Genomic DNA, 24,525 nt, shown 5'->3' with positions numbered 1-24,525 from the left:
GCTTTGCGCTCATCCCTGCTGAAGGGGTGCGCACCGTGCAAAGCCATTTGCGCGGCTCTTGGACTTCGTCTCGATGCTCTAGAGACCTGCGAGCCTAGACGTCTGCGAGCTCGGCGACGTGATCGGCGATCGCGAGCGACGACGTCAGACCCGGCGATTCGATGCCGAACAGATTGACCAGACCTGCGATGCCGTGATCGCGCGGTCCCTGCATCAAGAAGTCTTGCGTGGCCACCGCGGGCGGCACGATCTTCGGCCGGATGCCTGAATAGCTCGGCATCAACGCGCCGTCGGGCAGCGTCGGCCAATATTTGCGGATCGCCGGATAGAACCGCTCGGCACGCGACGGATCGACCTCGTAATCGATCGTCTCGATCCACTCGACGTCGGGGCCGAAGCGCGCCTGGCCGGCCATGTCCAGCGTCAGGTGCACGCCAAGTCCGCCGGGTTCGGGCACCGGATAGATCAGGCGCGAGAACGGCGCCTTGGCATTGCAGCTGAAGTAATTTCCCTTGGCGAGATAGGCCGGTGGAATGCGATCCAGCGGCATGCCGTCGATGTTGCGCGCTACCGCCGTCGCCGAGAGCCCAGCGGCGTTGACGAGCAGGCCGCATTGCAGCGTCATCGGGGCCTCGCCGCCGGCCTCGATCTCGATGACGCCGCCGGCCGCCTTGGCACGGACCAGCGGGGTGTGAAACGCGAAGGCGGCGCCTGCCGCCTCGGCTTCGCCGCGCAGCGACAGCATGTAGGCGTGGCTGTCGATGATGCCCGTCGAGGGCGACAGCAGTGCGGCGTCGCAGGCCAGCGCCGGCTCCAGCGCGCGTGCCGCCTCGCCCGCGAGCAGCTGCATGTCGAGCACGCCATTGGCCTCGGCATGCGCCTTGATCGCTTGCAGCTTGGCGGTCTCCTGCGGGCTGGTCGCGACGATCAGCTTGCCGCAGTTCTTGTGCGGGATGCCGCGCTCGGCACAGTAGCGGTAGAGCGCGTGCTTGCCGTCGACGCACATGCGCGCCATCCAGCTCCCGGCGCGGTAGTAGATGCCGGCATGGATCACCTCGCTGTTGCGCGAGGAGGTGATGGTGCCGATCGCCTCGGCCTCCTCGAGCACGATGACCTCGCGCCCGGCCTGCGCCAGCTTTCGGGCCACCGCGAGCCCGACCACCCCGGCTCCGACGACGACGCAATCGACCCTATCCATGGTTGTGCAGCATGTCCGCTGGTCGCGCCGGTGGCATCAGGACCGGAATGAATGGCGCGGGGGCGTTTTCCGTTAAGGAAGAATTTATCATGTCAGGGCAATTGCCGTATTTTACGTCACATTTTTCTGTTGCGCGTACAGGCGTTTACCCGATCCAAACCCGTGAAGCCAGACAATCCGACGTTGAAATCGCGGGTGGCTGATGGCTGAGAAGAACTGGCACGAGGGCAGCACGCTTCCGATTGCTGTGCAGGCCGTTGTGTGCCTGGCCGGCACGGTTGCGCCCGCGCGCGCCTATGCGCTGTCGGACGGCTTCGCCGCGCCGAGCTATCTTGGTCAGCTCGATCCCAATGTGGTCTGGGAAGTCCTGATCGCGGGCATCGTCGTTTGCGCCTTCCTTGCCGCGATCGCGCTGTGGATCCATTCCTCGCTGCGCCGGACCAGGCGTTTGCAGCTGCGGCGCAACGCCTTCGTCTCCTCCGCCATGAACAATCTCAATCAGGGCGTGGTGATGACGGATTCGCAGCGCCGCATCATCTTCTGCAACGACCGCTATCTCGAGATTTACGGCCTGACGCGCTCGGACATCTGGGCCAACATGAACGGCTATGAACTCCTCGAACTGCGGCGCAAGCGCGGGGTGCTCGGCGTGGCCTCCGACGACGAGTTCTATGAGAAGGCGGCCAGCACCAACGGCCTGATCACCGAGCTGCCGGACGGGCGGGCCATCCTGGTGAAATATTTCGTGCTGCCGAACGGCGGCTCGGTGGCGACGCATCTCGACGTCAGCGAGCAGCGGCGGCTGTCGCGGCAGCTCGCCTCGACCAAGCAGTTCCTCGAAACGGTGCTGGACAACGTCCCGGCCTGCGTGGCCGCGAAGAACATCGAGGATGGCCGCTATATCTTCGCCAACAGCGCCTATGAGCGGTTCTGGGGCTTCTCACGCGACCACGTCGTCGGCAAGAATGCGCGCGAGCTGTTCGCGTCGCTTTCGGCTGCCAGCATCGAGGCGACCGACCGGGCGGCGCTCAATTCGCCGGACGGCCAGTTCCGCAACGAATTCGAGGTCGACCGCGGCGGCGAGCGGCGCATGGTCGCCTCGATCCGGATCGTGGTCCGCGACGAGAGCAACAAGCCCGAATTCCTGATGCTCGTATTCGAGGACATCACCGACCGCCGCTCGCTGTCGAAGGAGCTGGAGAGCACCAAGAAGTTCCTCGAACTGGTGGTCGACAACATCCCGGTGGCCCTGATCGTCGAGCAGGTCAAGGATGGCCGCTATCTGCTCGCCAACCGCAGCGCCGAGACGATCCTCAATCGCAGGCGCGAGGAAGCCACGGGCCTGACGGCGTCCGACATCTTCAACCCCAAGGAAGCCAAGCTGATCATCGCGCGCGACGAGGCCGCGATCAAGAAACGCGGGATGATCACCGAGGAGCACCCGATCTCCACCAAGGACGGGCTGCGGCTGTTCCTGACCCGCCGCGCCACCGTGCTCGGCGATACCGGCGAGCCGCAATATCTGATCAAGACCCACGAGGACGTCACCGACCGCCGGCAGACCGAGTCGCGCATGGCGCACATGGCCTATCACGACGGCCTCACCGATTTGCCGAACCGCGCCGCCTTCCTGCAGGCGTTGACCCAGATGATCGAGGCCTGCGAAGGCACCGACGAGGAGTTCGCCGTCCTCTGCGTCGACCTCGACGGCCTCAAGGAGGTCAACGACGTCTTCGGCCACGCGCTCGGCGACAAGCTCCTGGTCGAGGTGGCCCAGCGGCTTCAGGACTCCGCCCGCGGCGGCGTGGTCGCGCGCCTCTCCGGCGACGAATTCGGCCTCATCATCGACGGCAAGCAGCCGGATTCGGGCCTTGCGCTGGCGCAGCACCTCGGCGAAGCCGTCGCGAAGGAATTCCAGATCGACGGCCGGGCGGTCCGCGCCGGCGCCACCACCGGCATGGCGGTCTTCCCGCACAATGGTGCTGACGGCGCCTCGCTGCTCGCCAATGCGGGTGCGGCGCTGTTCCGGGCCAAGCAGAAGTCCCGCGGCACAATCAGCCTCTACCAGCCGGAGATGGACCAGCAGATCCGCGATCGCCGCGTGCTGCACCAGGACCTCTCAATGGCGATCAAGAACGGCGAGCTCTCGCTTGCCTTCCAGCCGCAGGGGGCCGCGGGCCACAGCGTCGCCGAGAGCGAGATCATCGGCTTCGAGGCACTGGCGCGCTGGCAGCATCCGGTGCGCGGCCAGGTCTCGCCGGCCGAATTCATTCCGATCGCCGAGGAGAGCGGCCTGATCGTCGAGATGGGCGAGTGGATCCTGCGCGAGGCCTGCCGCGAGGCGGCGTCCTGGCCGAAGCCGCTCCAGGTCGCGGTCAATCTGTCGCCGGCGCAGTTCATGCACGGCGACGTGGTTGGCCTCGTCCATTCGATCCTGATCGAGACCGGCCTTGCACCCGGCCGGCTCGAGCTGGAGATCACCGAGGGCGTGCTGATCGAAGATTTCGACCGGGGCCTCGCGCTGCTGCGCCGATTGAAGGCGCTCGGCGTTCGGATCTCGATGGACGATTTCGGCAGCGGTTATTCTTCCCTGAGCTACCTACAGGCGTTCCCGTTCGACAAGATCAAGATCGACCGCGCCTTCATCATCAATCTCGGCCGCAACCCGCAATCCGCTGCGATCGTCCGTGCGGTGATCGATCTCGGCCATGGCCTCGACATGTCGATCATCGCCGAGGGCGTCGAAACCGTCGAGCAACTCGCTTTCCTCGCCAAGGAGGGCTGCGACGGCGTGCAGGGCTATCTGCTCGGCAAGCCGCTGCCGATCGGCAAATATGCCGGTCTCGTTGGCCGCGCCGAGGTCATGGAGCTTGCGCTCAAGACCGGCTAGAAGCGTTTTCCAGCGAAGTGGACGCCGGTTCGCGTCAAGAAAACGGCGTCAGACTATGAATCCAGAGCACCGTTCCGATTTCATCGGAACGGAAATGGCTCTAGAGATGAGAGGGCGCTTCGCTCCTTCTCGACGGCTTCATGGCGGATTACGACCTTGCGATCATCGGCGGCGGCCTGAACGGTGTCAGTCTCGCGCGCGATGCGGCCGGCCGTGGTCTGCGGGTTATTCTGTTCGAGCAGGGCGATCTCGGCGGCGCGGCGTCCTCGGCAACACCGCGGCTGATCCACGGCGATCTGTCGGTGCTGGAGCGGCGCGGGTTCTGGCGGGTGCGCCGGTCGCTGGCCGAGCGCCCGATCTGGCTTTCCATCGCCCCGCATGTCGTGCGGCCGATGCGCTTCGTGATCCCCGCGCATTCCGACGAGCGTCCGCCATGGCTGCTGCGCGCCGGCTTGTTTCTCTACGACGGCCTCATCAGCCGGAACGGACTGCCTGGATCTGTGACCCTCGACATCACCCATCATCCGGTCGGCAACGCGCTGAAGCGCCCGTTCGGTACGGCCTTCGAATATTCGGACTGCGTGGTGGACGATTCCCGCCTGGTGGTGCTCACCGCGCTGGATGCATCCGAGCGCGGCGCCGCGATCCGCACGGGGGCGCGCTGCGTGCGCGCCGATCGAACCGACGTCTGGCGGCTCGCGGTGGTCGATCGCGGCCATCGCCGCACGATCACGGCCCGGGCGCTGGCCAACGCGACCGGGGGCTGGACGTCGATGGTCGCCGACACCGTGCTGCGGCAGCCGCAGCCGGCTATGGCGGCTACGCAGATGAGTCAGATCGTGGTGCCCAGGCTGTTCGACTCCGAGAATGTCTACGTGTTTCAGAACCACGATGGACGACTGATCTTCGCTCAGCCGTTCGAGCGCGCGTTCACGCTGATCGGCACGGTCACGCATGCCTTCACCGGAGATCCCGCGATCGTCGCAATGCCGGGGGCCGATGTCAGCTATCTCTGCGAGGCGGCCAGCCGCTATTTCCGCGAGCGCGTTGCGCCCACCGACGTGGTTCGGACGGTCTCCGGCGTCAACCTGACGCTGGCGTCCGCGCGGGGACGCGACGGCGCGATGCTGTTCCATGCCCGCCGACGCAAGGCGCCGCTGATCACGATGTTTGGCGGCGACGTTACCACCTCGCGCCTGCGTGCCGAGCAGGCGGTGACGAAGCTGACGCCATTCTATCCGATGTCGCCGCCCTGGACGGCCGGCGCCGTGCTGCCTGGCGGCGATTTCGCCTGGGATCGCTTCGACACCGAAGTCGACCTTGCGCGCGACCGCTGGCGCTTTCTTGAGGAGACACAGGCCCAGCGCCTGGTCGGGGCCTATGGCTCGCGGCTCTCGGCAGTGCTCGGCGAGGCCAAGGCCCGCGACGAGCTCGGCCCTGCTTTCGGCCCAGAGCTAACGGGCGCCGAAGTGCGCTATCTCATGACCCGCGAATGGGCGCGCTTTCCAGATGATGTCCTGTGGCGCCGTTCCAAGCTCGGCCTGACCATGGCTGCGGCGGATCGTGAGGCGCTGGCAGCGTTCATGGCGGATGTCCACCGCTAACCGGTTGAGCAAAGGTCGATCGGCCGCTAGCGTGCGGCGGAATCGGGGTTGGCAGGGACCATGACGGACGAATTGCCCAAAACGCGCGCCACCACAAATGCGGTCGATGGAGACGCTGCTGTCGGCCAGCCGCTGCTGCGCATCGAGAACGTCGCCAAGACGTTCGGGACGTTCCGCGCCGTCGACGGCGTGTCGCTCGACATCAAGGCCGGCGAGTTCTTCGCGCTGCTCGGTCCGAGCGGCTGTGGCAAGACCACTCTGCTGCGCATGCTCGCGGGCTTCGAGGCCCCGGACGAGGGCCGCATCCTGCTCGGGGACAAGGACATCGCGCAGGCGCTGCCGCACGAGCGCCCGATCAATATGATGTTCCAGAACTACGCGTTGTTTCCGCATCTGTCGGTGCGCGAAAACATCGCCTTTGGACTGAAGCGTGCCGGCATGGCGCGCGCCGAGATCGCCACCCGTGTGGCCGAGATGGTCGCGTTGGTGAAGCTCGAGGGGCTGGAGAAGCGCAAGCCCGACCAGCTCTCCGGCGGCCAGCGCCAGCGCGTCGCGCTCGCCCGCGCATTGGCGCGGCGGCCACAACTTCTTTTGCTCGACGAGCCGCTCGCGGCGCTCGACAAGAAGCTGCGCGAGAGCACGCAGGGCGAGCTGATGGAGCTGCAGCGCCGGCTCGGCATGACCTTCATCATCGTCACGCACGACCAGGAGGAGGCGATGACGATGGCGAGCCGGATCGGCGTGATGAAATCAGGCAAGCTGGCGCAGGTCGCGAGCCCCCGCGAGCTCTATGAAGCGCCGCGCTCGCGCTGGATCGCGGAGTTCGTCGGCGACGTCAATCTGTTCGACGGCGAGACCAAATTGCGCGACGGTCATCGTCTGGTCGTCGGCACGCGTGATGCGGGCACGTTGGTGGTCGCCGAACCACGCGAGCCGGTCGGCGCGGGACGATTCTCGATCGCGATCCGTCCCGAGAAGGTCAAGCTGTCGCGCCGGGGCCCGGTGAGCGAGGCCGGCCGTGAAAACGCGATCAACGCCCTGGACGGCGTGATCGCCGACATCTGCTATCTCGGCGGCACCACCACTTACAAGGTGAAGCTCGATGCCGGCGGAACGGTGCAGGCGTCCGTCGCCAACAGTGCGCGCCTCGACGTCGATGCCTACAGCCTGAATCAGCATGTCGTCGCCTGGTTCTCTCCCGACGATTGCGTGGTGCTGCAATCATGAGCGCCCGCCGCATCTTCGCGCGCCCGGCGCGCTTCGCCGCGATCGCCCCCTATGTCTGGATGGTGCTGTTCTTCCTGGTGCCGTTCGCTTTCGTGCTGAAGATCAGCCTGTCGCAGACGGCGATCGCGCAGCCGCCCTATGAGCCCGTGTTCGACCTGACGGCAGGATGGGACGCGCTCAGGGCGGCCTTTGCCACGCTCTCGATCGATAATTTCAAGCTGCTCGCTTCCGACGATATCTACGTGTTCGCCTATGTGCGCAGCCTCACCGTTGCGGTGACGGCCACCGCCCTGTTGCTGCTGATCGGCTATCCCATCGCCTATGGCATGGCGCGACTGCCGAAGGCTTGGCAGGCGGTGGCGATGGTGCTGGTGATCGTGCCGTTCTGGACCTCGTTCCTGATCCGCATCTATGCCTGGATCAACATCCTCCAGCACGACGGCCTGCTCAACCAGATCCTGCTGGCTTTGCACCTGGTCAGCCAGCCCGTGGTCTGGCTCTCCACCGACAGCGCGATGTATATCGGCATCGTCTATTCCTATCTGCCGTTCATGATCCTGCCGCTCTACGCCACGCTCGCCAAGATGGAGCCGGCGCTAGAGGAGGCGGCCGGCGATCTCGGTGCTCCGCCCTGGCAGGTGTTCTGGCTCGTCACCTTTCCGTTGTCGCTGCCTGGCGTCGGCGCCGGCGTGCTGCTGTGCTTCATCCCGATCGTCGGCGAGTTCGTCATTCCGGATCTTCTGGCCGGCTCCAATTCGCTGATGATCGGCCAGACCCTGTGGCTCGAATTCTTCACCAACAAGGACTGGCCGGTCGCGTCCGCCGCGGCCATCGTGTTGCTGGTCGTGCTGCTGGTGCCGCTGCTGCTTTATGAGCGGCTGCAAAAGCGGCAGCTGGAACAAGGGCGCTGAGACGATGCGCAGGGTCTCTCGCCTCTCCCGCTTCAACATCGCCTCGCTCGCGCTGGGTCTGGCATTCCTCTATCTGCCGATCCTCATCCTCATGATCTATTCCTTCAACGCCTCGCGCCTCGTCACGGTGTGGGGCGGCTGGTCGCTGCGCTGGTATCACGAGCTCTTCAATGACCGCGCCATGATCGAGGCGGCCTGGATGAGCCTGCGGGTCGCGGTCTCCTCGGCGACCATCGCCACGCTGCTCGGCACGCTGGCCGCGGTCGCGCTGTCGCGCGGCGAGCGGTTCCGTGGCCGCACGCTGTTCTCCGGCATGCTCTATGCGCCGCTGGTGATGCCAGAGGTGATCACCGGATTGTCGTTGCTGCTGCTGTTCGTGGCGCTCAACGCCGAGCGCGGCTTCTGGACCGTGACGATCGCCCACACCACGCTGACGATGTGCTTCGTCGCGGTGGTCGTGCAGTCCCGCCTCGGCTCGCTCGATCGCTCGCTGGAGGAAGCGGCGATGGATCTCGGCTGCAACCCGCTCCGCGCATTCGTCTCCGTGACGTTGCCGCTGATCGCGCCTGCGATCGTCGCCGGCTGGATGCTGGCCTTCACGCTGTCGCTCGACGATCTCGTCATCGCGAGCTTCACCACCGGACCGGGCTCGGCCACCTTGCCGATCCGCATCTATTCCGAGGTGCGTTTGGGGGTGAAGCCGGAGATCAACGCGGTCTGCACGCTGGTGATCGCCCTGATCGCCGTCGTTATCGTCATCGCCTCGCTCGCTTCGAAGCTGTCGAGCTCGCAGGGCGAGAGCGCAGCGCCGCTGTAACAACTGAGAGCGACGTGTCGCGCGCGCGACGAAGTGACGCTGAATAATAATATTCTACCTCTGGATGTGTAATCCACTTCACAGCTCTCCGCTGAGGTCGGGCGCATAAAGTTGCGTCGCCCCACGGGCGTCAGCTCGCATTGCCTCACATCCTCATTTCACAAGGAAATCATTATGGCGAAGCGTAAGAAGAGCGACAGAAATCAGAAGTCATCCGCCTCTGAAACGTCGGGACGTCCCGAACAGCACCGAATTTGCAATCTGCTGCCGTCCCGCGACACCCAGAATGACTGGCAGTATGAAAATGCGCTGGCCGCAAACGCCGTCACCGCGCCCGCGGCGCTTCCGGCCAGTGTCGATCTGCGCGCGGCGTGGTGGGACATTGGAAACCAGGAATCGACGGGATCCTGCGTTGGCTGGAGCTCGACGGACGGCATCGCCCGGTATCATCTGGTCAAGGCCGGCAAGCTGGATGCGAAAGTCAAGCTGTCGCCCCGCTTTACCTGGATGGCGTCCAAAGAGACGGACACGCTGACCAGTTTGCCGGAAACGATGATCGAGGGAGCAGGCACCACCCTGAAGGCGGCAATGGACATCCTCCGGAATTACGGTCCGGTGCCCGAGACCCTGCTGCCGTTTCACATTACGACCAACATGTATCTTGGCGACGAAAAGACCTTCTTCGCAACGGCCGCGACGCGCAAGATTGCGTCCTACGTCAATCTGCAACGCAATACGGCAAACTGGCGGTCATGGCTCGCGACGCACGGGCCGATCCTGGTCGGATTGAATGTCGATCACGCCTGGGACAATGCCACTGCCACGCACGGCATCATCGACACGTTCCAGCCGGGAACGGTACGCGGCGGCCATGCGGTGTGCGCCGTCGGATACCGGGCCGACGGCCGTATCATCATCCGCAACAGCTGGGGCACCGCCTGGGGCGACAAGGGGTTTGCTTACGTCAGCGAAGCCTACATCAATGCCGCTTTCTATTCAGAGAGTTATGGGGCGACCGTCTAGACTGGATTGGCGGGCTCGGCGCGGACGGGCAGGAACTTGACGTCCGTCCGCGCGTTTGGTGTGCTGCCGTGCACAGGCCGGCTTTGCTGCGGGATTGAAGCGTATGCCGTCGTTGACCGAAGCTGATAACGATCGCACGCTTGATCTGCGGGGCGGAGACACCGTTGAAATCACGCTCCCCGAAAACGCCACCACCGGCTATCGCTGGGCCATCGAGCGGATCGATTCAGGCATTGTCGAGGATGGCCAAGCGACGCCGAATTATTCTTCGGGCCAGCTCGGAAGCGGAGGCGAAGTGAAGTTCTCCTTCAGACGCATTTCGGCCGGAAGCGGCGATGTCGTGCTGAAGTACTGGCGTCACTTCGAGGGCGACACATCCGTGACGAGACGGTTTCGCATCCGGCTCGAGTCTTGATCCTGAATCGCGCAAACCTGGTGCTTACGACTTCACCGCACCTGCCGTGAGCCCGCCCACCATGTAGCGGCGGAAGGCGTAGTAGACCGCGGCCGGCGGCAGCGCGTAGATGAAGCCGGTGGTCATCAGCAGCTCCCAGGGCGAGTCATCGGCGGCGAGGAAGTTGCCGAGCGCGACGGGAAGGGTGATCTCGCGGTCGTTGGAGAGCAGCAGGAACGCGTAGAGATATTCGTTCCAGGCCAGCAGCACCGCATAGGTGCCGATCGCGACCAGCGAGGGCATCATCAGCGGCAAATAGACCAGGCGGAAAATCTGCAGCGTCGTCGCGCCGTCCATCACCGCGGCCTCGTCGAGCTCGACCGGCAGCTTGTCCGACGCCTGCTTGAGCACCCAGATGGCGTAAGGCGAGGCGATCGTCACCATCGCCAGGATCAGCGACCAGTGATTGTTGAGCAGGCCGTAATTGCCCATGGTCCGGTACATCGGCACGGCCAGGAACGCGGCCGGAATGAAATAGGTGAAGAGCGCGAGGTTCAGCACGATCCGTCCGCCCGGCACTTTCAGCCGCGAGATCGAGAACGCAGCCGCGGTCGCGATGAACAGCGTCAGCACGCCGACGGACGCCGCAATCACCACCGAATTCCAGAACTGCACGTAGAAATCGCGCAGGAAGTAGTGCTGCTGCTTGAACACGATCTCGAAGTTGTGCAGCGTCGGATGGTCCGGCCACAGCTTGCCCGAGAATGCGTCCTCCTTCGGGGAGATCGCGAACAGGAACATGTGATAGATCGGGATCATCGTCCACAGGAAGACGGGAATGCCGATCAGCAGGAGCCGCGCTTCGATCCCGACTTCGCGCCAGGAAAACTCTCTTACGCCGGGGAGCTTCATCGGGACAACCGTTTCATCATGAAGTACACGAGCGGCAGGACGAACGGCATCGCGCAGACGATGGATGCCATTGCCAGCGAGAGCTGGTCGAGCCGGAGATAGCGGATGCCGAGCGTCGACAGCACGTGCGTGAGGTCGGCCGGGCCGCCGCCGGTGAGCAGATAGACGCTGTTGAAGTCGCCGAGCGTCCAGATCATCGAGAGCAGCGTGCAGGTGACGTAGAGCGTCTGCATCGACGGCCAGGTGATGTAGCGGAATTTCTGCCACCAGCTCGCACCGTCGACTTCGGCGGCCTCGAACAGGTCGTGCGAGATCGCAAGGCGGCCGGTGATCAGGATCAGCGTCCAGAACGGCAGAGACTTCCAGATATGCACGGCGATCGCCATGGTCAGCGCCACGGTCGGATCGTTCAGCCAGTTCGGGCCGTCATCGCCGGTGAAGGAGAAGATGAAATGGTTGATCATGCCCCATTCGGGATTGAGCATGAAGCGCACCGACAGGATGGTCGGGATCGACGGCACGGCCCAGGGCAGGATGAAGATCACCGAGAGCCATTTGATCCAGGGGCGCTGCTGGGCGAAGAAGCCGGACAGGAACAGCGCGATCAGCATCTTGATGTTGATGCCGATGACCAGGAAGATCAGCGTGTTGACCGCAGCGCGCGCGAAGATCGGGTCGTTATAGAGCGCGACATAGTTCGAGGGGGCCCGCGCCAGCCAGAGCCCGTAGCAGACGGGATAGACCACGAAGGCGAGGAAAACGAGCAGATAGGGCGCGAGCAGCACGATGCCCCAGACCTGCGCCGGGGTCAGCCGAGACGACAGGGGCGGGCCGGGGACTGCCTGATCGCCTGAGAGCGTGATCGCCATTCTTTTTGGACTCTTCAAAGAGAAGCCGGCCGCGAAACGCGGCCGGTGTTGTTCTTACACCTCTCCCCGCAATGCGGGGAGAGGGGCGGATGAATTAACCCGCGACCTGCTTGATGCGGGCGATCAGTTCGTCGACGGCTTTGTCGACCGGAACCTTCTCGCTGACGACGCGGTTCATCGCCTTCGCCCACACGTTCTCGTTGTTGAGAATCGTGAACTTCCAGTTCTTGGTGAAGTCGAACGCCGCGGTGCCGCCCTTGAACTGGGTGTAGACGGCCTTGCGGTGCTTGTCAGCCTGCCAGAACGGGCTTTCCTGGCTTTCCTTCGTCACCGGGAACCAGCGGCCGAGCGCGCCCTCGATGTAAGGACGGACGTTCTCTTCCTGGAGCAGGAAGCTGATGAACTGCTTGGCCTCGGCCTTGTTCTTGGCCGCGGTGAACACCAGTCCGGTCTTGACGTCGGAGCGGTAGCGGATGGTCGAACCATCCGGTGCCTTGGGGAAGGAGGCCGTGATGATGTCCTGCTCATAGGCCTTCTTGCCGGCCTCGCGCTGCTCGGGCGTCAGCGCCTGGTTCGTGGAATCCTCAAACCACTTCGCCGCAATCGAGATCGTGAAGTTGTGGGTCATCACGATGGTCTTGTTGTGGAAGGCGACGTTGTTGTCGGGATCCTTCCAGGTCGTGGAGGACGGCGGCGTGCAGCCCTTGATGTAGGTGTCGGTGTAATCCTTCATCGCCTTGATCAGGTTCTCGCGAACCTTGGGATCGTCGACGGTGAGCTTGCCGTCATCGTCGACCAGCTTGACATGGTAGGCGTCCATGAAGGTGTAGAAGGACTGGAAGGCGTCGGTGGATTCCACGCCCATCGGCTGGCCGACGGCATAGATGCGCTGGCCGGTCGCCTTGCGGATCGCGGGCTGCACCTTGTCGCACCAGAAGGTCCAGTAACCGCTCCAGTCGTTCGGAATGTCGCTCAGCTTGAAGCCGGCCTTCTCCAGCATGTCGTTCCAAATCTGGACGTGCATGCTCTGCTGTTTCAGCGGAAAGCCGTAATAGGCCTTCTTCTTGGTGACGTCGTTGTAGAGGATCGACGCATCGAGCGTGTTCTGCACGAAGCGGCCCTTGATCGGCTCCATGACGTCGGAGAGATCCTCGAGCTTGCCCTCATAGGCCCACTTGCCCTGCGCCTGGACGTCATAGGAATCGGAATAGGCGACATCGGGCACGGTGCCGGCATCGAGAGCGGCGACCGTCTTCGGAATCATGTCCTGGATCGCATACTGCGACAATTCGACCTTGATGCCGGTCTTGGCTTCGAATTTCTTGATCGTCTCGATCAACGCGTCGTCTTCGGAGCGGTAGAAGCCCTTGCCCCACCAGACCGTGATCGTCTTCTGCTGCGCAAATGCGGGTGCAGCGGCTGCAAACAGCCCGGCCGCAGCGACCGCCAGTGATACTGCGCCAATAACCTTGGATTTCACGTTTTTCTCCCTCAAACGGCCGGTGTTTTTAACCGGTCGTATAAAACACTAGCGCATGGCCGTCATCCGATCTAGCGGCTTCTTGTCAGACCTATGTCGCGGTTGAAGAGAGGCTGTGGGGCTGCGGATTCGCGCATCGATCCAAAGGCCGCATCAATACATGCCAATCAATTCGCCTCGCGGTGTCCGGCCTTGTCAGCGTTTCCCGCGAGGCACGGTCGCAGCGACATTCGCGCTCGTGTCGGCAGATCGGGAGCGCGGCCTGCCTTGCCCGCTGGTCCGGGCAGGCGAGCGCCATGCCTCCAGCAGCATCTTCAGAAACTGGCTGGCATGAGGGGACAGGGTCGCCCCGCGCCTGCGCACGATGCCGATCGTCCGCGACACTTCCGGCTCGATCAGGCGAATGGTGTGAATGATCGGATGGCCGGCCGCGGGCGTCGCGAGCTTCGGGAGCACGGCGATGCCGAGACCCGCCTCGACCAGGCCAAGCGAACCGGAGAGGTGGGCGACTTCATAGGACCAGTTCAGCTGCAGCCCGTGTCGCGCCAGTGCATTGTCGATCAGCGCGCGATTGCCGCTGTTGCGACCGACGGTGATGACCCGGTGCGGCACGATCTCCGGCCAGCTGACCTGCTTGCGCGACGCCAACGGATGGTCATGACGGCAGGCCAGCACGAAGGGATCCTCGACGAGCTTCTCGAATTCGATCTCGGCATGCGAGGCGCCGATGAAATTGATGCCGAAATCAACTTCCCCGCGCGCGACCGCTTCCAATCCCTCATTGGCGCCGATGTCGAGAATCCGGATGCGAATGCGCGGATACGCTTCCGCAAACCGGCCGATCGCACGCGGCAGGAAATAGAATACCGCTGTCGGCACGGCCGCCACCGAGACCAGGCCTGAGCTTCGCGCGCCGATGTCCTGGATGGCGAGCACCGAGGTCTCGAACTCGTCGATGAGGCGGCGCACCTTCGGCAGGAAGTCACGGCCGGTCATGGTGAGATTGACGTGGCGGGTCGACCGTTCGAGCAGGGGCGCCCCGAGACTTTCCTCGAGCTTCTGAATGCGCCGGCTGAGCGCGGGTTGCGACAGGTTGAGCGCCTTGGCGGTGCGGACGAAGCTTCCCGTCTCCGCCACGGTGATGAACGCCTTGAGGTCGAGCAATTCCGCGTTCATTACGGCCTCCCCATTATACCGATATCCGAAATAATACATCAGATATTTGCATTTCACAAAAGAGTTCTGCCGAGGGATGCTCCGGCCTGCGCGAGATTGTCGCCAACGGAACAGCTCCATGAACGATCAGATTGCCATTCCCTGTGTGGTCATGCGCGGAGGCACCTCGCGCGGACCGTTCTTCCTGGCCAGCGACCTTCCGGCCGACCCGGGGTCACGCGACGCTGTCCTGTTGTCCGTGATGGGAGGGGGACACGATCTCGGAATCGACGGGATCGGCGGCGGCAATGCCGTCATCAACAAGGTCGCGATCGTCGGACCGGCATCGGTGCCCGGCGCCGATGTCGATTATCTGTTTGCCCAGGTACGTGTTCGGGAAGGCATCGTCGATACCTCGCCGAATTGCGGAAACATGCTGGCGGCGGTGGGGCCGTTCGCAATCGAAGTCGGTCTCGTCGCCGCCACCGCGGATCGCACGCATGTACGCATCCACAACGTCAATACCGGCAAGCTGATCGACGCGACGATTGCCACGCCGGGAGGGCGGGTGACTTACGAGGGCGAGGCGCGGATCGACGGCGTGCCGGGAACGGCCGCGCCCATCGAATTGTCGTTCCCCAACGCGGCCGGCGCGCGCACCGGCCGTCTGCTGCCGACGGGACGAGCGGTCGATCGCATCCACGGAATCGACGTGACCTGCCTCGATGCGGCGATGCCGGTCATGCTGGTCCGTGCGGCGGATCTGGGATGCAGCGGCCGCGAGGCGCCTTCCGATTTTGCCGACAGCAGCTTCCGCGCGCGTCTCGAAGACCTGCGGATCGAAGCGGGACGCCGGATGGGGTTTCCCAATCCCGCGAACATGGTGATCCCGAAACCGGTTCTGATTGCGCCCGCGAGCGGGGCGACGTTGAACGTCAGGTACTTCATGCCGCACGACTGCCATAGCGCGCTCGCGGTGACCGGCGCGGTCGCGATCGCCACGGCGTGCGTCACATCAGGAACGATCGCTGCAGAGATGGTCGGACCGCTGGCACCGCCGGTGCCGATCACGCTCGCCCATCCCTCCGGCCAGCTCGTGGTGAAGCTCGAGCCCGGTCCGGTTGCCCGGGTGTTGCGGACAGCCCGGCGGATCTTCGAGGGCCACGTCTTCGCCCGCCGGTCACAAGTGCCTCATTCCGTGCTGGCGGCCTGACGCTCGCGCCCCGCGAAGCCATCACAAAAACAGAGCCATGGGAGACAAGAGGATGCACAAGGAAGCGCTGGCCGGGCATGCGAGCACCGAGGCTCGGAAACCCTTCTACCGGATTCTCTACGTCCAGGTGCTCATTGGCCTCGTACTGGGTGTCCTCACGGGCCATTTCTGGCCCGAATTCGGCGCCGCGCTCAAGCCGTTCGGAGACGGCTTCGTCAAGCTGGTCAAGATGATGATCGCGCCGATCGTGTTCTGCACCATCGTCAGCGGCATCACCAGCATCAGCGATTCGCGCGAGGTCGGCCGCACGCTCGTGAAATCCATGGCGCTGTTCTATCTGCTGACCGTGCTCGCGCTGTTGGCCGGGCTCGTCGCCGTGTCCCTGATCCAGCCCGGCGCTGGCATGCATGTCTCCGTCAGCACGCTGGATCCGTCGGTGGCCGCGAAGTTCACCAAGCAGGCCGGTGCGACCGGATTTGCGGACTTCATGCTGCACATCATCCCGCATTCGTTCTTTGGCGCGTTCGCCGATGGTGAAGTGCTGCCGGTCCTGCTGATCTCCATCCTGATCGCCTTCGGCCTCAGCCGTGCCGGCGATGGGGGTGTCGTGGTGACAAAGGCAGTCGCCTCGTTCTCTCACGTGCTGTTCGTGTCGTTCGGCTTCATCATGAAGCTCGCGCCGCTCGGCGCCTTCGGTGCCATGGCGTTCACGGTGGGCCGCTACGGCATCCGTTCGATCGGCTCGCTCGGACTATTGATCCTGACCTTCTATATCGCCTGCTCCGTATTCGTGGTGGTCGTGCTGGGTACGCTGGCGCGGCTGAACGGCTTCAGCCTGTGGAAGACCATCCGCTACTTCAAGGAAGAATTGCTGATCGTGCTCGGCACGTCATCCTCGGAGCCAGCGCTCCCTGGCGCGCTGCGCAAGCTGGAGCAGCTCGGGTGTCGCAAGGGGGTCTCGGGCCTGGTGCTGCCGATGGGCTATTCCTTCAATCTGGACGGCAGCGCCATCTATCTCACCCTGGCGTCTCTGTTCATCGCGCAGGCCTGCGACATCCATCTGTCCTGGGGCCAGATCGCGGCGATGCTCGGATTGATGCTGCTGACCTCCAAGGGAGCGGCTGGCGTCACCGGCAGCGGCTTCGTTGCGCTGGTCGCGACGCTTTCGGTGATGCCGGATCTGCCTGTGACCGGCGTGGCGCTGCTTGTCGGCATCGACCGCTTCATGTCGGAGGCGCGGGCGCTGACCAGCATGATCAGCAATTGTGTCGCGTCCATCACGATTTCGCTGTGGGAGAACGCCTGTGACCGCGAGGTCTTGGACCGCGAACTGGGCCAGGGCAGCACGCCTGCGATCGCGACCGCACCGAGGATCGCTGCCGCCCCGCTGGTGCGGGAGGACAAAAGCTGGATTTCGACGACGCAATCGGCCGCTTGAGGCCGCCAAGCCGAGAGAGCGATGTCACCTTTCCTAAGCGCGATGACGATGAATCGTCATCGCGCTTCAGATGGCGTTTGGACACGATCTTTTCGGAGAGCCGGCGCGCACTGTCCAGATCATGGATCAGTTGGACTTGGCGCTTTCCTTGGCATTCTCGGCCGTCGGCGATCCCTCGGGACGCTTTCCGCCGCCCGTAATGCGCTGCTTCAGCAGATCGAGGAAGGGGGACGCCGCGGGCGATTGCCGGATCAGGCTCTCAGGGTCGGGGAAGATCAGCGGATCGTCCCAGGGACCCTGCACCATGAAGGGCAATTGAAAGCCGGACGTCGTATTGAGGCTTGCCACGCCCTTCATGTCGTATTCGCGCGTCGGCACCGAGGCGGTGCCGGTCAGCGTGATCTTCGCCGACGGCCCTTCAATACGGATGTCCTCGGCGGTGGCGATGCCATCGGAGAATTTCACCGCGATGGTGAGATTGTTGTACGGCGTCGACCCGTTGCGGAAATTGCCGCCGCCCGACAGAGGTCGCCGCTCCAGGCGCTTCAGGAGCTGCTCGGCGTTGAAGCCCGAGATCGCGCCGTCGTGCCCGGTGACCGTCGCGCTGCCGTCGAGCGACTGGACGAGGCCAAACGGGCTCGAGCCCGAGGCGAACAGCGACACGTTGATGTTGCCGCGACCGGACAGCTTGTTGAGGCCGAACAATTCGGTGGCGCAGGCCTGGAGATCGACGTCGGTGAACTGGAATTGCGCCTTGATGTCGGCGACGGCGTCGGTGCGCGCGATACCGAACGAGCCCTTGGCGATCCCGCCATAGACCTGGGCCTCGCCGACCGAGAGCGCCAGCGTGCCGTTGCGCAAATTGGCGCCGATCGCGGTACGGCCGAGCTTGGTCGGCCCGACCGTCAGCTTGGCTGCCGACAGGCGCATGTCGAGGTCGGTGGTCGACAATCCCTGGAGATCGAACAGCTGCCTGTTCCAGTCGCGCGCCCCGCTCGCGAGCAGGCGGAAGGTGGAGATGTAAGGCGTGAAGTCGAGCGCGTCGGCGGCGAGCGTCGCCTGCAGCGTCTGCCGGCCGTTATTGGCGTAGGTCATGACACCCTCGGCGGCGTTGCCGTCGAGTTCGACATTGACGTTGGTAAGCGCGATCGAGGGGCCGACGACGTTGGCGCGGGCCTTCAGCGCAAAACGGCCGAAGCCGCCGCTGGCGGGCTGCGGCTGCCCGGCCCAGCGCAGCGCGTTGCGCAAGGAGGGGCTGTCGATCGTCAGCGTGCCCTCCATCATCGGGCTGGTGCGGTTGGCGACGCTGCCGTCGAAGGCGAGCTTGAGCGGCGCACTGGCGATCCGTGCCTTCAACCCCGAGCGCTCGCCGGACAAAGCGGCGACGAAATCGGAAAAGCTGATCGAGCCGTCGACGCGCTCGCCGCGCCAGTCGAACTGTCCCGTCGCGGCGAAGGAGCGCGAGATCGAGGGCCAGGCCAGCGACAGGTCGATGTCGTCGAATTGCTCGGTGGCGTGGGTGGCGGCGTCCTCGTATTCGAGCACGCCGTCCTGGATCCGGATTTCGGAGAACGAGACCTGGTTCTCGGCCCCGGGCTTCATGGTGCGCGCGATGGTCTGGATGAAGGGCGTCCAGTTGCTCTCGCCGTCCGGCTTCAGGCTGACATGGATACGCGGCCGCAGCAGCGTCAGGTCGGCGATCTCGAACCGTTGCAGCAAGAGCGGCAGCAGCCGCAGATTGGCGGTGAGCACGTCGACATGGAGCGCGGAATCGCTGGTGCCGCCGCCCTTGAGGCCGACGTCGTGGAAGGAGATGTAGCTCGCGGGCAGCACCGAGATGTCGATGCTGCCCGCGACATTGAGCTCGAGGCCGGTAACGTCGCGGATCTGCGCTTCGACCGCCTTGCGCAGCGCGTCGCGGTTGATGAGCCAGGAGGTCGCGATCAGGGCGATCAGCGCCACGCCGAGCAGCGCCGCGATCGGCGTCCCGAGGCGCTTCATTCCTTGGGCCATGGTCAATGGCATGTCCTGATCGGGTTGGTCGTTGGAGCCAGAAGGGCGGGTCGGGAAACCTGCGTGCCCACGCCCAAGCCCTATTATGTTAAGTCCTGCAACTTGATGGGTTTTCTTGTCGCTTTCAAGGCCGCGGACGGTTCTGCCCACGGCGTGGGCAGCTTCTATCACCCGGGCGCGGTGCGGAGAACCCCGTATCATTGACGGCTTTGGAGGATTTCGCCTAATAATCGCCGCCAATAGGGCGCGACGCCTCCAAGCCGCAGGTTCAGTCGAAGGTTATTTGCATGAACAAGGTCTATCCCGACGCCAAGTCGGCTCTGTCAGGCATTTTGAAAGACAACATGATGATCATGTCGGGAGGTTTCGGCCTCTGCGGCATCGCCGAGGAGCTGTCGGATGCAATCCGCGAGTCCGGCGTCAAGGGTCTGACGGTGGTCTCCAACAATGCCGGCGTCGACGGCATCGGCCTCAGCCGCCTGTTGGAAACCCGGCAGATCAAGAAGATGATCTCGTCCTATGTCGGCGAGAACAAGCTGTTCGCCCAGCAATTCCTCGCCGGCGAGCTGGAACTCGAATTCAATCCGCAGGGCACGCTCGCCGAGCGCATCCGCGCCGGCGGCGCCGGCATTCCGGCCTTCTACACCAAGACCGGCGTCGGCACGCTGATCGCCGAAGGCAAGGAAGTGAAGGAATTCGACGGCGAGAAGTATCTGATGGAACGCGGCCTGTTCGCCGACCTCGCCATCGTGCATGCCTGGAAGGGCGACACGGCCGGCAACCTCATCTACCGCAAGACCGCGCGCAACTTTAACCCGATGATGGCGACCGCCGCCAAGATCACGGTGGCCGAGGTCGAGCATCTGGTTCCGGCCGGTGAACTCAACCCCGACCACATCCACACGCCCGGCATCTTCGTGAAGCGCATCGTCGAGGTCGGCACGGCCAAGAAGCGCATCGAATTCCGCAACACACGCCCGCGCACGGCAGCTTGAGATCAGGAGACGAAGATGGCCTGGACCCGTGAACAGATGGCCGCGCGCGCCGCGAAGGAATTGCGCGACGGCTATTACGTCAATCTCGGCATCGGCATCCCGACGCTGGTCTCGAACTACATTCCGGATGGTGTCGACGTCAGCCTGCAGAGCGAGAACGGCATGCTCGGCATGGGACCGTTCCCCTATGAGGACGAGGTGGATGCCGATCTCATCAATGCCGGCAAGCAGACGGTGAGCGAACTGCCGTCGACCTCGTATTTCTCGAGCGCGGATTCCTTCGGCATGATCCGCGGCGGCCACATGGATCTGTCGATCCTCGGCGCCATGCAGGTGGCCCAGAACGGCGATCTCGCCAACTGGATGATTCCCGGCAAGATGGTCAAGGGCATGGGCGGCGCGATGGACCTCGTCGCGGGCGTCAAGCGCGTCGTCGTGGTGATGGAGCACTCGGCCAAGGATGGCCCGAAGCTCCTGAAGAAATGTAATCTGCCGCTGACCGGCGAGCGTGTGGTCGACATGGTCGTCACGGATCTCGCCGTCTTCACCATCGACAAGCACGGCGACGGCGGCATGGCCCTGATCGAGCTCGCCGACGGCGTCACGCTCGACGAGGTCAAGTCCAAGACCGAAGCCGAATTCCGCGTCGCGCTGAAGAACACCTGAGGTCTTCGCAAAGGGGGCGCGCATGACGGTACGGTCGGCGCGTCCCGAAGACGCCGGCTTCATCGCTCGAACCATCCTGTCGTCGCAGCGCGGCTATCGGCCGCGCGGTTGGTTCGACGTCGCGCTCGGCTGGCCCGAAGCGCAATGCCGCGACTTCATCGCGCGCATCGCGGTCGCGCAGGCCGTGTCGATGTGGCACGTCTCGCAATTCCTGATCGCCGAGGTCGATGGCAAGCCGGCCGTGGCGCTGTGCGCGCTGCCCGCAGCCGGTACCGGACCTGCAGCCTGGAGCGCGATCGCGGAAGTCGGGGCTGCAACCGGGCTGTCTGAGACGGAGCTGGATGCGATCCGCCGACGCGGCGCCTATACGCGGGCCTGCTGGGTCCAGGGCGGCGAGGGCGACTGGATGATCGAGCATGTCGCGACCGACCCCGCCTATCGTGGCCGTGGTCTGGTGCCGGCGTTGATTGCGCATGCGCTCGACAAGGGCCGCGCGGCCGGATTTGGGCGGGCCACGATCTCGTTCCTGATCGGCAACGAGCCGGCCGAACGCGCCTACGCGAAGGCGGGCTTTGCCTTCGCGGAGGAAAAGCACGATCCCGCTTTCGAGACGATCATCGGCGCGCCCGGCTTTCGCATGTTCGCGCGGACGATTTGAGAAGCCGTGGTGCGGAAGATAGCGCGCTAATAGACTACGACCTCGCCGACCATACCTTGCTCCAGCGCGCCGACACGCTCGCGACCCACGAAGTCTCTTCGCGCACCAGGCGGAAGCCGAGATTGGCTGGTGGCACCCCTTGGGCGCAGCCGCCGGCGCGGGCGTCGCGGATGAAATCGGTGACATAGGCGCGGTGCGCGCCCTCGGCGACGCGCACGCCGCAATTCACGGTGGGGCGACCGGCATTGCCTGCTTCGTCGACGCGCGAGCGCACGAAGCAGGTCGAGGTCCACTCCCAGACGTTGCCGGCGAGATCTTCAACGCCGTGCTCGTTCGGGCCGAACTTACCGAACGGATAGGCCGTGGTGTCGGAGAGGTCGCGTTCGGATTCGCGCTCATAGCGGCTGATCCAGCGCTTCGAAGGATCGTTCGCATCGACTGCTACGCCATCGTCCTTGAATCTGGAGCCGGCGGCAAAGGCCCATTCGGCATCGCTGGGCAGGCGGTAATGGCGGCCGGTCTTGCGCGACAGCCAGCCCGCATAGGCCTCGGCGTCATGCCAGTTCACCTGCACCGCGGGGCGATCGGGGGCAACCGCCACGTCGCGATCGAGCGCGCGGCAGGCGCCGTCCTGCACGCAGAGCTGATAATCGGATGACGAGACCTGGTTTCGCATGATGTGCAGCGGTCGGTCGACGCGCATCGCGCGCAGCGGTGCTTCCGCCTGCTGTCCGGCGCGCGTGAAGTCGCCGGCCTCGCGATAGGACAGGCTGCCCGGCGCGACGCTGACGATCGCAGGCTCCCCGGCCGTGCCGCGGACCGCCACGGTCGAAACCAGCGGCGCCATCGCGATCGGCCCCGCGAGTCCGGCGACGCAGGCGAGGGCCATTTTGAGCTTGAATGCGATCAGCATGGTCATTCCCTGAAGAAGAAGGGGCCGGTGATGACCGGCCCCTTGTCGCGTTTAGTTGGTCTTGGGAGCCGGTATTTCGGCAGGTGCCTTCACCTGGGTCATCAGATCGTCGTTCCACTTGCCTTCGACCTTGAAGTGCGCGGTGGCACCGAGGTCTGCGGCTTCGATCAGATTGTGCGTGACATAGGCGTAGATGCCGGGCTGCTGGAACTTGTACAGCGCAGCTCCTGCCGAGCCGCCGCGGATGAACCAGGTCTCGAGCCCGACCTCAGGTGCATTGCCGAACTTGCCGGTCTCCCAGACATAGTCGCCATGACCGCCGATCAGATGCGGACGGCTGTCGCGATTGGCCTGCGAATGCACGATCAGCACGTTCTCGCCGACATTGGCGGTCAGGGCGTTCTTGCCGGTGAGCGCGCCGGCCTTGCCGTTGAACACGACGTGGGTCGGGATCAGCTTCTTCATCACCTCTTCAGTGTCGGTGAAGGCTTCACCCGGCGAGTCGTAGGACTTGAAGTTGCCCTTCTCGTCGCGTGGCACGTACATGTCCTGCTCGCCGATGTAATAGACCTTGTCGTACTTCAGCGCGTGGCCCTTGCCGTCGTTCAGGCCCTCGCGCGGCAGCACCATCACAGCGCCGTTCATGCCGGAGACGACGTGCCAGGGGATCATCGGGCCGCCCGGGGCGCAGTGATAGACGAACACGCCGGTCTTGGTCGCCTTCCAGCGCAGCACGACCTGCTCGCCGGGATTGATCAGGGTGAGCGCGCCGCCGCCGAGCGCGCCGGTCGCGGAATGGAAGTCGATGTTGTGCGGCATGGTGTTGGTCGCGGGATTGACCAGCGTCGTCTCGACGTAGTCGCCCTCATGCACGACCATCAGCGGGCCCGGCATCGAGCCGTTGAAGGTCATCGCCTGGAAAGTGGTGCCCTTCTCGTCGATGACGACCTTCTTCTCCTCGATCGTGAGCTTGAACTCGATGATCTTGGGGCCTTGCTTGGTCGCCTGCTCATGCGCATGCACGAAGGGCGGAGCGACCAGCTCGACCTTCTGGCGCGGCAGCTTGAGATCGTCGGCAGCCAAGGCGGGGGTCGCCAGCATCAGAGCGGTCGCTGCGGCGCTGATCAATGCGACTCTGCGGGTGAACATCGTAAGCATCCTTCATCTGGAAAGGTTTTGATGACGGGATGCACTGTGCGCCAACCGCGGCAAGAGTGTTTGCGCTGCGACAAGGTTTTGCCGGATTCGGTTCCGCAACAGTACGTAGGTGTCTTAACGGAGCAGGATCGGTGACACCACGTTAACCGCATCCAATGGCGTGATGCGGATGTCGAGGCCGAGCGATCAGCGGCCGGACAGTGGTGCCGACATCCTGACTCGCCACTGATCATGACTGATGCGCTCGGCATTTGCGGTGATCGGCGCCACGCCATGCTCGGGATTGCCGAGCGTGACCGCAACCGCATCCGCACTCAGGGGCAGTTCGTTGGCATCTTCGAGCTGGATTGCGATCTCCACCGGGCCGGCGCGTCCGGGAGAGACCGTGACGTTGGCCATGGCCTTTTCAGCATGGAGATGCGTGAAGAAGCTTTCGTCTGCGTCGGATGTCGCCGCGGGTGGGACCGCCGTCGCCTGCTCCGCGCGATGCGCAGGCTCCGTCGCAGCGGTGCTCTCCGTGCTTGCGGGCGCCTGTGCGCCCATGGCCTGCACATCCAGCGTCACGTTCACGTCTCCGGCGCGCTCGAACGACAGCTTCACCGGCATCTGGTCGCCGGCATGCAGCGGCACGTCGAGGCCTATGAACATCAGGTGTCCGCCGCCGGGCGCCAGCGTGATGACTTGTCCGGGTGCGATGACAAGCCCCTTGTCGAGCGGGCGCATGGTCATGATGCCGTCGTTGACGGTCATCTCGTGGATCTCGGTTCGAAGCGCATGGATGGCCGATGCAGCCTGCAGCCGCTCCGGCGCGTCGCCCCTGTTCTCGATCGTCAGATAGCCGCCAGCGACCTTGGCTCCGCCGGGCGTTGCCCGGCTCCACGCCTTGCTGATGACGAGATCGCCGCTGGTCGTGTCGGCGGCGAGGGCAGGCGACCCGACAAGGCATGTTAGGATGATGGCGCAGGCGACCGCGCGCTTGGATGAGATCATG

At 64.3% G+C, this 24,525-nt stretch carries 21 protein-coding genes; 12 read left to right on the top strand and 9 right to left on the bottom strand.

Going from position 1 to position 24,525, the window contains the following annotated elements; genetic code table 11:
* Window positions 1–94: 94 nt before the first annotated feature.
* Window positions 95–1,198, bottom strand: coding sequence for an NAD(P)/FAD-dependent oxidoreductase (locus ML401_RS30490; RefSeq protein WP_211415988.1), 1,104 nt, complete (start codon window positions 1,196–1,198; stop codon window positions 95–97).
* Between the two features lie 202 nt (window positions 1,199–1,400).
* On the opposite strand from ML401_RS30490, the gene ML401_RS30485 reads away from it, so the two are divergent.
* The 7 genes from ML401_RS30485 to ML401_RS30455 all read left to right on the top strand — a co-directional run bounded on the left by ML401_RS30485 (window position 1,401) and on the right by ML401_RS30455 (window position 10,085).
* Window positions 1,401–4,088, top strand: a complete 2,688-nt coding sequence (locus ML401_RS30485) for an EAL domain-containing protein (RefSeq protein ID WP_211415989.1) — start codon at window positions 1,401–1,403, stop codon at window positions 4,086–4,088.
* A 140-nt stretch (window positions 4,089–4,228) separates the two neighbouring features.
* The gene (locus ML401_RS30480) at window positions 4,229–5,692 is read left to right on the top strand and encodes a glycerol-3-phosphate dehydrogenase (RefSeq protein WP_259216422.1); all 1,464 of its coding nucleotides are present in this window, start codon (window positions 4,229–4,231) and stop codon (window positions 5,690–5,692) included.
* A gap of 60 nt (window positions 5,693–5,752) precedes the next feature.
* Window positions 5,753–6,919: an ABC transporter ATP-binding protein gene (locus ML401_RS30475; RefSeq protein WP_259216423.1), complete on the top strand. Its 1,167-nt coding sequence runs from the start codon at window positions 5,753–5,755 to the stop codon at window positions 6,917–6,919.
* Window positions 6,916–7,830, top strand: coding sequence for an ABC transporter permease (locus ML401_RS30470; protein ID WP_259216424.1), 915 nt, complete (start codon window positions 6,916–6,918; stop codon window positions 7,828–7,830). The genes ML401_RS30475 and ML401_RS30470 overlap by 4 nt, the downstream gene beginning before the upstream one ends.
* Before the next feature lie 4 nt (window positions 7,831–7,834).
* Window positions 7,835–8,647, top strand: coding sequence for an ABC transporter permease (locus tag ML401_RS30465; RefSeq protein ID WP_285807909.1), 813 nt, complete (start codon window positions 7,835–7,837; stop codon window positions 8,645–8,647).
* Between the two features lie 174 nt (window positions 8,648–8,821).
* Window positions 8,822–9,670 carry a C1 family peptidase gene (locus ML401_RS30460; RefSeq protein WP_212067380.1) on the top strand — a complete coding sequence of 283 codons (849 nt, stop codon included), beginning with the start codon at window positions 8,822–8,824 and terminating at the stop codon, window positions 9,668–9,670.
* Between the two features lie 103 nt (window positions 9,671–9,773).
* Window positions 9,774–10,085, top strand: a complete 312-nt coding sequence (locus ML401_RS30455) for a protease inhibitor I42 family protein (RefSeq protein WP_211415995.1) — start codon at window positions 9,774–9,776, stop codon at window positions 10,083–10,085.
* 24 nt (window positions 10,086–10,109) lie between these two features.
* Here ML401_RS30455 and ML401_RS30450 read toward each other — a convergent pair whose 3' ends face one another.
* From ML401_RS30450 to ML401_RS30435, 4 genes are all read right to left on the bottom strand, one after another.
* Window positions 10,110–10,976 carry a carbohydrate ABC transporter permease gene (locus ML401_RS30450; protein ID WP_194404297.1) on the bottom strand — a complete coding sequence of 289 codons (867 nt, stop codon included), beginning with the start codon at window positions 10,974–10,976 and terminating at the stop codon, window positions 10,110–10,112.
* Window positions 10,973–11,845, bottom strand: a complete 873-nt coding sequence (locus tag ML401_RS30445) for a carbohydrate ABC transporter permease (protein WP_194404296.1) — start codon at window positions 11,843–11,845, stop codon at window positions 10,973–10,975. The genes ML401_RS30450 and ML401_RS30445 overlap by 4 nt, the downstream gene beginning before the upstream one ends.
* Window positions 11,846–11,939: 94 nt before the next feature.
* Window positions 11,940–13,325 carry an ABC transporter substrate-binding protein gene (locus ML401_RS30440; protein WP_194404295.1) on the bottom strand — a complete coding sequence of 462 codons (1,386 nt, stop codon included), beginning with the start codon at window positions 13,323–13,325 and terminating at the stop codon, window positions 11,940–11,942.
* Window positions 13,326–13,520: 195 nt separating this feature from the next.
* Window positions 13,521–14,501 (bottom strand): LysR family transcriptional regulator, encoded by a 981-nt coding sequence (locus ML401_RS30435; RefSeq protein ID WP_212067378.1) that lies wholly within the window; start codon window positions 14,499–14,501, stop codon window positions 13,521–13,523.
* A 118-nt stretch (window positions 14,502–14,619) separates the two neighbouring features.
* Here ML401_RS30435 and ML401_RS30430 point away from each other — a divergent pair, with 118 nt between their 5' ends.
* The gene (locus ML401_RS30430) at window positions 14,620–15,693 is read left to right on the top strand and encodes a 4-oxalomesaconate tautomerase (RefSeq protein WP_211415998.1); all 1,074 of its coding nucleotides are present in this window, start codon (window positions 14,620–14,622) and stop codon (window positions 15,691–15,693) included.
* A gap of 52 nt (window positions 15,694–15,745) precedes the next feature.
* Window positions 15,746–17,131 (top strand): C4-dicarboxylate transporter DctA, encoded by a 1,386-nt coding sequence (gene dctA, locus ML401_RS30425; protein WP_211415999.1) that lies wholly within the window; start codon window positions 15,746–15,748, stop codon window positions 17,129–17,131.
* A 126-nt stretch (window positions 17,132–17,257) separates the two neighbouring features.
* Here the strand turns inward: dctA and ML401_RS30420 are convergent, their stop codons facing one another.
* On the bottom strand, window positions 17,258–19,144 hold the full coding sequence (locus tag ML401_RS30420; protein WP_212067376.1) for an AsmA family protein: 1,887 nt from the start codon (window positions 19,142–19,144) through the stop codon (window positions 17,258–17,260).
* A 287-nt stretch (window positions 19,145–19,431) separates the two neighbouring features.
* On the opposite strand from ML401_RS30420, the gene ML401_RS30415 reads away from it, so the two are divergent.
* From ML401_RS30415 to ML401_RS30405, 3 genes are read left to right on the top strand one after another with little or no spacing between them, the layout of a single operon-like run.
* Window positions 19,432–20,139: a CoA transferase subunit A gene (locus ML401_RS30415; RefSeq protein WP_018317833.1), complete on the top strand. Its 708-nt coding sequence runs from the start codon at window positions 19,432–19,434 to the stop codon at window positions 20,137–20,139.
* A 15-nt stretch (window positions 20,140–20,154) separates the two neighbouring features.
* The gene (locus tag ML401_RS30410) at window positions 20,155–20,805 is read left to right on the top strand and encodes a 3-oxoacid CoA-transferase subunit B (RefSeq protein ID WP_027532494.1); all 651 of its coding nucleotides are present in this window, start codon (window positions 20,155–20,157) and stop codon (window positions 20,803–20,805) included.
* Between the two features lie 22 nt (window positions 20,806–20,827).
* On the top strand, window positions 20,828–21,463 hold the full coding sequence (locus ML401_RS30405) for a GNAT family N-acetyltransferase (RefSeq protein WP_212067375.1): 636 nt from the start codon (window positions 20,828–20,830) through the stop codon (window positions 21,461–21,463).
* Window positions 21,464–21,497: 34 nt separating this feature from the next.
* Here the strand turns inward: ML401_RS30405 and ML401_RS30400 are convergent, their stop codons facing one another.
* The 3 genes from ML401_RS30400 to ML401_RS30390 all read right to left on the bottom strand — a co-directional run bounded on the left by ML401_RS30400 (window position 21,498) and on the right by ML401_RS30390 (window position 24,524).
* Window positions 21,498–22,376, bottom strand: a complete 879-nt coding sequence (locus ML401_RS30400; RefSeq protein ID WP_212067374.1) for an SUMF1/EgtB/PvdO family nonheme iron enzyme — start codon at window positions 22,374–22,376, stop codon at window positions 21,498–21,500.
* A 51-nt stretch (window positions 22,377–22,427) separates the two neighbouring features.
* Window positions 22,428–23,525: a copper-containing nitrite reductase gene (gene nirK, locus ML401_RS30395; protein ID WP_211416002.1), complete on the bottom strand. Its 1,098-nt coding sequence runs from the start codon at window positions 23,523–23,525 to the stop codon at window positions 22,428–22,430.
* A gap of 195 nt (window positions 23,526–23,720) precedes the next feature.
* Window positions 23,721–24,524: a copper chaperone PCu(A)C gene (locus tag ML401_RS30390; protein WP_376717323.1), complete on the bottom strand. Its 804-nt coding sequence runs from the start codon at window positions 24,522–24,524 to the stop codon at window positions 23,721–23,723.
* Between the last annotated feature and the right edge of the window lies 1 nt (window position 24,525).

It is taken from the genome of Bradyrhizobium sp. 62B (assembly GCF_030272265.2).
In the GTDB taxonomy this organism is placed as follows: Bacteria; Pseudomonadota; Alphaproteobacteria; order Rhizobiales; family Xanthobacteraceae; genus Bradyrhizobium.
The sequence above is the reverse complement of the archived record's forward strand: the minus strand, read 5'-3'. Positions and strand labels throughout refer to the sequence as shown.

Coding starts and splice junctions, on each gene's coding strand:
- ML401_RS30490 (WP_211415988.1), bottom strand. CDS start 1,198: ATGGATAGGGTCGATTGCGTCGTCGTCGGAGCCGGGGTGGTCGGGCTC.
- ML401_RS30485 (WP_211415989.1), top strand. CDS start 1,401: ATGGCTGAGAAGAACTGGCACGAGGGCAGCACGCTTCCGATTGCTGTG.
- ML401_RS30480 (WP_259216422.1), top strand. CDS start 4,229: ATGGCGGATTACGACCTTGCGATCATCGGCGGCGGCCTGAACGGTGTC.
- ML401_RS30475 (WP_259216423.1), top strand. CDS start 5,753: ATGACGGACGAATTGCCCAAAACGCGCGCCACCACAAATGCGGTCGAT.
- ML401_RS30470 (WP_259216424.1), top strand. CDS start 6,916: ATGAGCGCCCGCCGCATCTTCGCGCGCCCGGCGCGCTTCGCCGCGATC.
- ML401_RS30465 (WP_285807909.1), top strand. CDS start 7,835: ATGCGCAGGGTCTCTCGCCTCTCCCGCTTCAACATCGCCTCGCTCGCG.
- ML401_RS30460 (WP_212067380.1), top strand. CDS start 8,822: ATGGCGAAGCGTAAGAAGAGCGACAGAAATCAGAAGTCATCCGCCTCT.
- ML401_RS30455 (WP_211415995.1), top strand. CDS start 9,774: ATGCCGTCGTTGACCGAAGCTGATAACGATCGCACGCTTGATCTGCGG.
- ML401_RS30450 (WP_194404297.1), bottom strand. CDS start 10,976: ATGAAGCTCCCCGGCGTAAGAGAGTTTTCCTGGCGCGAAGTCGGGATC.
- ML401_RS30445 (WP_194404296.1), bottom strand. CDS start 11,845: ATGGCGATCACGCTCTCAGGCGATCAGGCAGTCCCCGGCCCGCCCCTG.
- ML401_RS30435 (WP_212067378.1), bottom strand. CDS start 14,501: ATGAACGCGGAATTGCTCGACCTCAAGGCGTTCATCACCGTGGCGGAG.
- ML401_RS30430 (WP_211415998.1), top strand. CDS start 14,620: ATGAACGATCAGATTGCCATTCCCTGTGTGGTCATGCGCGGAGGCACC.
- dctA (WP_211415999.1), top strand. CDS start 15,746: ATGCACAAGGAAGCGCTGGCCGGGCATGCGAGCACCGAGGCTCGGAAA.
- ML401_RS30420 (WP_212067376.1), bottom strand. CDS start 19,144: ATGGCCCAAGGAATGAAGCGCCTCGGGACGCCGATCGCGGCGCTGCTC.
- ML401_RS30415 (WP_018317833.1), top strand. CDS start 19,432: ATGAACAAGGTCTATCCCGACGCCAAGTCGGCTCTGTCAGGCATTTTG.
- ML401_RS30410 (WP_027532494.1), top strand. CDS start 20,155: ATGGCCTGGACCCGTGAACAGATGGCCGCGCGCGCCGCGAAGGAATTG.
- ML401_RS30405 (WP_212067375.1), top strand. CDS start 20,828: ATGACGGTACGGTCGGCGCGTCCCGAAGACGCCGGCTTCATCGCTCGA.
- ML401_RS30400 (WP_212067374.1), bottom strand. CDS start 22,376: ATGCTGATCGCATTCAAGCTCAAAATGGCCCTCGCCTGCGTCGCCGGA.
- nirK (WP_211416002.1), bottom strand. CDS start 23,525: ATGTTCACCCGCAGAGTCGCATTGATCAGCGCCGCAGCGACCGCTCTG.
- ML401_RS30390 (WP_376717323.1), bottom strand. CDS start 24,524: ATGATCTCATCCAAGCGCGCGGTCGCCTGCGCCATCATCCTAACATGC.